Annotated in this window: 7 protein-coding genes; 4 read left to right on the top strand and 3 right to left on the bottom strand. The window is 63.4% G+C overall.

What is annotated here, in order from left to right:
• Positions 1-219: 219 nt before the first annotated feature.
• The 4 genes from WBA97_RS06765 to WBA97_RS06750 all read left to right on the top strand — a co-directional run bounded on the left by WBA97_RS06765 (position 220) and on the right by WBA97_RS06750 (position 3,190).
• Positions 220-921 (top strand): polymorphic toxin-type HINT domain-containing protein, encoded by a 702-nt coding sequence (locus tag WBA97_RS06765; RefSeq protein WP_424229838.1) that lies wholly within the window; start codon positions 220-222, stop codon positions 919-921.
• A 27-nt stretch (positions 922-948) separates the two neighbouring features.
• On the top strand, positions 949-1,395 hold the full coding sequence (locus WBA97_RS06760; RefSeq protein ID WP_424229837.1) for a hypothetical protein: 447 nt from the start codon (positions 949-951) through the stop codon (positions 1,393-1,395).
• Positions 1,396-1,497: 102 nt separating this feature from the next.
• Positions 1,498-1,821, top strand: a complete 324-nt coding sequence (locus WBA97_RS06755; RefSeq protein ID WP_424229836.1) for a hypothetical protein — start codon at positions 1,498-1,500, stop codon at positions 1,819-1,821.
• A gap of 214 nt (positions 1,822-2,035) precedes the next feature.
• Positions 2,036-3,190 (top strand): hypothetical protein, encoded by a 1,155-nt coding sequence (locus tag WBA97_RS06750; protein WP_424229835.1) that lies wholly within the window; start codon positions 2,036-2,038, stop codon positions 3,188-3,190.
• 418 nt (positions 3,191-3,608) lie between these two features.
• On the opposite strand, the gene WBA97_RS06745 is transcribed toward WBA97_RS06750, so the two are convergent.
• The 3 genes from WBA97_RS06745 to WBA97_RS06735 are packed head-to-tail and all read right to left on the bottom strand — an operon-like array spanning position 3,609 to position 5,433.
• Complete coding sequence (locus tag WBA97_RS06745) at positions 3,609-4,325, bottom strand: hypothetical protein (RefSeq protein ID WP_424229834.1); 717 nt, start codon at positions 4,323-4,325, stop codon at positions 3,609-3,611.
• A 38-nt stretch (positions 4,326-4,363) separates the two neighbouring features.
• Positions 4,364-5,116 carry an HD domain-containing protein gene (locus WBA97_RS06740; protein WP_424229833.1) on the bottom strand — a complete coding sequence of 251 codons (753 nt, stop codon included), beginning with the start codon at positions 5,114-5,116 and terminating at the stop codon, positions 4,364-4,366.
• Between the two features lie 5 nt (positions 5,117-5,121).
• Positions 5,122-5,433, bottom strand: a complete 312-nt coding sequence (locus WBA97_RS06735) for a PadR family transcriptional regulator (RefSeq protein WP_424229832.1) — start codon at positions 5,431-5,433, stop codon at positions 5,122-5,124.
• Positions 5,434-5,889 lie beyond the last annotated feature (456 nt).

Raw genomic sequence — 5,889 nt, 5'->3', positions numbered from 1 at the left:
CCCCACACGTGAACCCGGCGCGACACCCCGGGCCGCTAGCATGCCCACACACCCGAAAACCGCTCCACCACACGACTCCAGGACCTGAAGATCAACTCAGCCGACTACTCGCGGATACGGGTCAGAGCCGCCGACAACCTGGCAGACGCCGCCAACGCGGCACGCAAAGGCTCGCGCGCCTGCGGGCCCAACAGCTTCATCCCCGGCACCAAAGTCCTCATGGCGGACGGCACCCGTAAGCCGATCGAAGACATCAACGTCGGCGACCAGGTCCTGGCCACCGAGCCCATCAGCGGAGAAACCGCCGCAAAGACAGTAGTCGGCACCATCACCACGCAGGGATGGAAGGACCTTGTGAAGCTGACCGTCGACACCGACGGTGCCGAAGGAGACAAGACCGGCATGATCGTCGCTACCGCAGCTCATCCGTTCTGGATTCCAGCACAGGGGCGCTGGCTAGATGCAGCGGCCGTACATGCAGGTGAGAGCTTGCGTGGTGTGCGTGGCACGACAGTCGACGTCCTGGCCGTCGGCACGTACCAACAGTCGCAGGGTGTTCACAACCTCACGATCGCTGGCATCCACACATTCTATGTCCTGGCGGGCAGCTCGCCTGTGCTTGTTCACAATGAGGGACCTTTCTGTGGCAAACCTATCGGCAAGAAGGCCTCTGGTGATTCAGATTTCCATGGCTCGGGATATTCGTTGGATGAGATGGTCGAATTCGTTAATGGTCATGTAGACGACGGTAATCCTGCGATGAATAGACCGGGGCTCTCTGAGATTGAGAACGCTCTAAGAAATGCTGGTCCTGTTCAACGCGAAGGGCAGAATGCTGCCGAGTTTAACTATCGGGGCGTTCGTGTAATAATCAATTATGATGTACCATGGAGGAGCACGACGTACTATCTTGGAGGGTGACTCTTGTCTGAGGAGTGGAAGTCATGGTTGAGTGATGTGCTCGATTGTGGTCAGCTTGCGGCGCTGAGTGAAGCCAGAGTTGATTTAAGTATGACAAGAACTTCCTCGTTGGGAGAGCTTATTTATGCATGGAAATTGCACATAACCAAGCTCGTCGGCGACATGCTTCGTTCATCGGAGGATCGCACCCTGTGGGGTGCTCATGACTACGTGGCTGCGCTGGTTCTTAGGGATTCGATTGAAGCAGGAATGGATCTACTTGGTGTCGAGGATCGAAAGATAGCGAGGGTGCTGTTGAACGATATCGACTCATTGTTCAAGGGCTACACAGAAGAGGATCACGACGGCTGTACCAGTCGAATTATCGGCAAGGAGTCCGTAGGTCTTTCCTGGTGGTGGGGAAGGATACCGCGTCAAGGTCCGGTACGCCGCGAGATTGAAGTGCAGTACAGGCACTATGCTGGTCCTCACTGAACGGTTTTCATCCTGGTCTGGATGTGTTGGTGGGTAGGGGTTGTAGGTTCGGGGTTGCTGGACTGACCAGTTGATCGTGGGTGTGTTGGTGCTGGGAACGTAGTGAAGCCCAGTCGAAGCTGGGAGAGTGCCCTGAGGGAAATCGAACGCTTCGCGAAGGCGACCTCCTGTCTCATTGCTTCGATCACTGACCCGGCAGTCAGCAATTTCATTTCCTGCTGGCCGATGTACCGAGACGGTGATGTGATCCACGTTCAGAATTCGCTTATCTTCCTGAATGAGCTCGATGAGCCGTTCGACTCGCAAGCGCCGTGGCGGCACGTAGAGCCTCACCGTGAAGTCGACGAGGACGGGAATCGCATCTCCCAGTGGGTAACGAGCGCGTCCGAGGTGCGGCAGTTCCGTGAGTCCGCCTGGGGCCGGTGAGGGCACAAGCGCAAATATGACCCCATGGCGGGGTCTCCGCGCGGCTCTCCGTCGATCTCGGACCCGACCATCCGTGGAGCCGGAAGTCCGTGCGGTTCGACGTCGGTGACGGCAACCCTCCTGGACCATCGGAGACGCACTCGGGACGACGCGCCGCTTCGACCGGCCCGGCACCTACACGGTCACCGCGACGGTCACCGACGTCGCCGGCAACGTGGCCACCACGCCGGCCACCACCTTCACCACGAACGGCTCGGGATTCGTCGCTTACGGTCCGACCCGCTTCCTCGACACGCGCGCCGGTGGCACCGCGCGCAAGGTCGGACCGAACGGCACGGTCCGGCTCGCGGTGGGCGGACAACAGGGCATCCCGGCCGACGCGGCGGCGGTCATCGTGAACGTCACGGCCACCAACCCGTCATCGAGCGGTTTCGTCATGGCCTACCCGGACGGTGCCACACGTCCAGTGGTGTCGACGTTGAACTACACGGCGGGCCGGACCGTGTCGAACTCGGCCACGGTCGCGCTGGGCACCGGCGGGTACCTCGATCTCTTCAACGGCAGCGCCGGCGCGGTCGACCTGGTGGCCGACGTGCTCGGGTACTACGTGCGCGGTGAGTCCGTGAACGCGATGACCCAGTTGTGGCCGCAGCGGGTACTGGACACGCGGACCGGGTACGGACAGGACGCCGGTGTGCCCGCGGTGATCCCCGCCGGGGGCACGGTGAGCCCGGTGGTCGCGACGTCGAACCCGTCGGACCTCGCGCCGGGCGAAGCGACCTCGGTCGTGCTGTACGTGACGGTCGTGAACCCGGCCGCGTCCGGTTTCGTCACCGCCTACCCGGCGGGCACGGCGCGGCCGACGGCGTCGAACGTCAACTTCGCCGCGGGCGAGACGATCGGGAAGGCCGTCACCGTCCCGGTCGGACAGGACGGCCGGGTCAGCTTCTACGCCCACGCGAGGACCGATCTGATCGTCACGATCCTGGGCTACTACACACCCGGCGGCGATGGCTACTTCGTCCCGGTGCGGCCGGAGCGCGCGGTCGACACCCGCACGAGCGGCACACCAGTCGCCCCGCGCGCGGACGTGACCTACCCGCTGGACGGGAACGCCCCGCCGCCTCAGTTCGGCGTCACTCCACGGTCGGTGGTGTCTAACGTGACCGTGGTGAACGCCCGGCGCTCCGGTTACCTGATCGCGTACGCGCTCGCCGGGGCGGCGGAGTCCACGCTGAACTTCACCCAAGCGGGTGGTCCGGTGTCGAACATGGCGCTGACCGGCGGCTCGAGCGGCACCTTCTACAACGGCAGCGACGGGAACGTCGACCTGCTCGTGGACGTCAGCGGCTACTTCTTCACCGGGTGACAGGAAGTGCGCGATCCCGTTGCCGCACACCGGATCCGCCGTAAGGGGTAGTCGGCGACGACCGGAGCGCTGACCTCGGTGAGCCGCGCGGCGCCGAGATCGTCGTCGAGCTGCTCGACCGTACGCCCCCCGAGGATCACCGAGGTGACCGCGGGCCGGTTGGCGGACCCACGCGAGCACGACCCGCGCGCCGCGCGAGATCGGCTTGCAAACGCATTCTCATGCCGCTGTCCGGTCTGCTGACCGTCCGTTTCACACCTGGACGTGTGGAGCAGATATGGAGCATGGGTGCGCTCTGAACGGCGCTGGACGGTGCTCACTGGAGCGGATCGGCTTAGGATTTCCTGCAGGTTCTCTGTTCGTGCTAGTCAGAGGCATGATCGGGCCACTGGCAGTGTGGGGGTCAGGTTCGAACCCCTCAGCTCGGCTTCTTCGTTGATGATCGATAACCATGGTCGGCGTTGGTGGCGGAGTGTGCCCAAGTGCCGAGTGGCGAGTCAACGTCGTTTCCGGCCGTCAGCGGGGTCGAGGAGTGGATGTCGGTCATGGTCGGGGCTCTTGGCAACGGGGCGGGGGTTGGCGGTTCGGTTGTGGGTAGGTGTACCCAGCCGTGGTGGTGTTGGTCGGCGATTTTGACGTGTACCAGTGGCTGGAAGGTGTGTTGGTTGATGCTGTCGTAGCCGTGCCGGATGATCGTCTGGTAGATGATGTCGGAGACAACCAGGGCCAGTGGTGTGCTCGATCGGCTGTGTGTCGTCTTCAGCTCGGGGGAGTTCAGTAGGCGGAAGGTGAGGTCCAGGGCTTCCCCGAAACAGCCGTGGCGGTCGTAGTGGATCTCGCCGGTGTGTACTGCCGCGCGTAGTCGCAGACGGTGGTCCGGGCGATGGGTGTTGTGTTCGGCCAGCAGCCGGTTGAGCGTGGGGATCACCTGGTTGAGCAGCAGAGTCTTTGGTGTGTGGTCGGCTGGGGGGATCAGGGTCAGGATGCCGTCGCCGGTGTTGATGAGGGGGTCTCGGCGTCGGCGGGTGACTCCGCCTGTGTGCAGGGCTGCCTCGAACAGTTGGTACAGCGCTGTGCGGAGCACGACCTTGTCCGGGTTGCTCCTGGTCGTCGACGCCTCGATGTCCACGGCCATGATTGACCGGTGGCGGGGCACGTGCGGCGGTGGTCTTCTCATGGCCCGGTGTTGGTTCGTCGCACCACGACCGCGAGCCGTGTCATTCCGCCGAGCAGCTGCAGGGTGAATCGGGCTCGAGTGCGGCGGTCGGGGAGCGCGTGCAGTTCGGCGGTCCACTCTTCGAGCCATCGGGCGCGAGCCGCGGTGGGGAGCAGCACCGTCGAGATCGCCAGTACTCGGCGTGAAATCCGCAGGCTGCGTGCCAGGCCACTGTGGACGGTGAACCGTTCCGGGTAGAGCGTGGCCAGGGCCAGGCTTTCCAGTTGCGTCCGGATCGTATCGAGGCCGAGCCGGTCGGCCAGCGGCACGAGGATCTCGAGAGTTTCCCGGGATTTGTGCTGCTGCTTGGCAGGTGACACGAATCGGATGGTCTGCATGTTGTGGAGCCGGTCGGCTAGCTTGAGGATCAGCACTCGGCGTTCGGCGGTGTCCAGCGAACCGCTCTTGTGCAGCGTGAGCAGACCCTGCACCAGAGCGGTGATCTCCTCGCCGAACTCCGCGCGTAGGAGGTCGATCGGGCAGTCTGTGTCCTCGATGACGTCGTGCAGCAGCCCCGCGCACACGAGCGGGACGTCACACCCTGACCTGGCCAGAGTGACGCTGACCTCGACCGGATGGGAGATATACGGGTCACCGCTGCGCCGGGCCTGGCCCCGGTGCCAGTACGCGGCGAACATGTAGGCGTGTTCAATCAGTCGGGCGTCAGCGTCCGGGTATTGGCCGGCGATCTCGGCGACCAGCTCAGGCACGATATTCATGCCAACTCTCCGGTCATGCCGAGGCCGAGCATCCGCGACGGCCGGTGTGCCCGGGCGAGCGCGGTGCGGGCCTGCTCCGCGCCCTCGTCGGTCAGGCGGTAGTACCGGCGCCGCGGTCGGTTCTGGGTGATGTGCTCGTTCGGATCCTCCCAGCGGCTTTCCACCCATCGGACCTGCTCCAGCCGCGCCATGATGGGGTAGACGGTGCCACTCGGCAACCCGGTCTCCGCGCACACTTCCAGGCCATACTGCTCATCGGTCGGCCGCTGCAACAGGGCACGCAGCACCAACTGAGTCTGCAACGTCATCCTAGGGCTTCCCGACATATGTCGTACTCTACATAGCTAGTCCTTAGCTGTCGAGCACACCGTCGAACGTCCGCTCTTGCCAGCTTGCACGGTCTGTCGGATGTCCGTTTCACACCTGATCATGTGGAGCAGATGTGGAGCACGGGTGCGCCCCGAACGGCGTTGGACGGTGTTCGCTGGAGTGGAACGGCGTAGGATTTCCTGCGGTTTTCTGTTTGTGCTGGTGAGAGGCATGATTGGGCCGGGCTGGCAGTGTGGGGGTCAGGGGTTCGAACCCCCTCAGCTCCACATCGTGCATAGTCCGCTGACAGGCGATTCATCGCAGGTCAGCGGACTTTTTTTGATCTTGAATCATTGTTTCAAGTGGACAGTTAGCGTGCTAGCGAAGCGGTTTCTGGAGCAGAAGTGGAGCACGGCCTGTTCCAGCGTGAAATGGGGTCATGCGCTGCTCCAGCC

Origin of the sequence: Actinophytocola sp. (genome assembly GCF_049647105.1) — a bacterium.
Taxonomy (GTDB): domain Bacteria; phylum Actinomycetota; class Actinomycetes; order Mycobacteriales; family Pseudonocardiaceae; genus Actinophytocola.
This window is presented reverse-complemented; position numbering and strand designations above follow the sequence as displayed.

Bases quoted from the DNA above. Each gene is read 5' to 3' on its own strand.
- WBA97_RS06735 (WP_424229832.1), bottom strand. From the start codon at position 5,433: ATGACGTTGCAGACTCAGTTGGTGCTGCGTGCCCTGTTGCAGCGGCCG.
- WBA97_RS06765 (WP_424229838.1), top strand. From the start codon at position 220: ATGGCGGACGGCACCCGTAAGCCGATCGAAGACATCAACGTCGGCGAC.
- WBA97_RS06745 (WP_424229834.1), bottom strand. From the start codon at position 4,325: ATGGCCGTGGACATCGAGGCGTCGACGACCAGGAGCAACCCGGACAAG.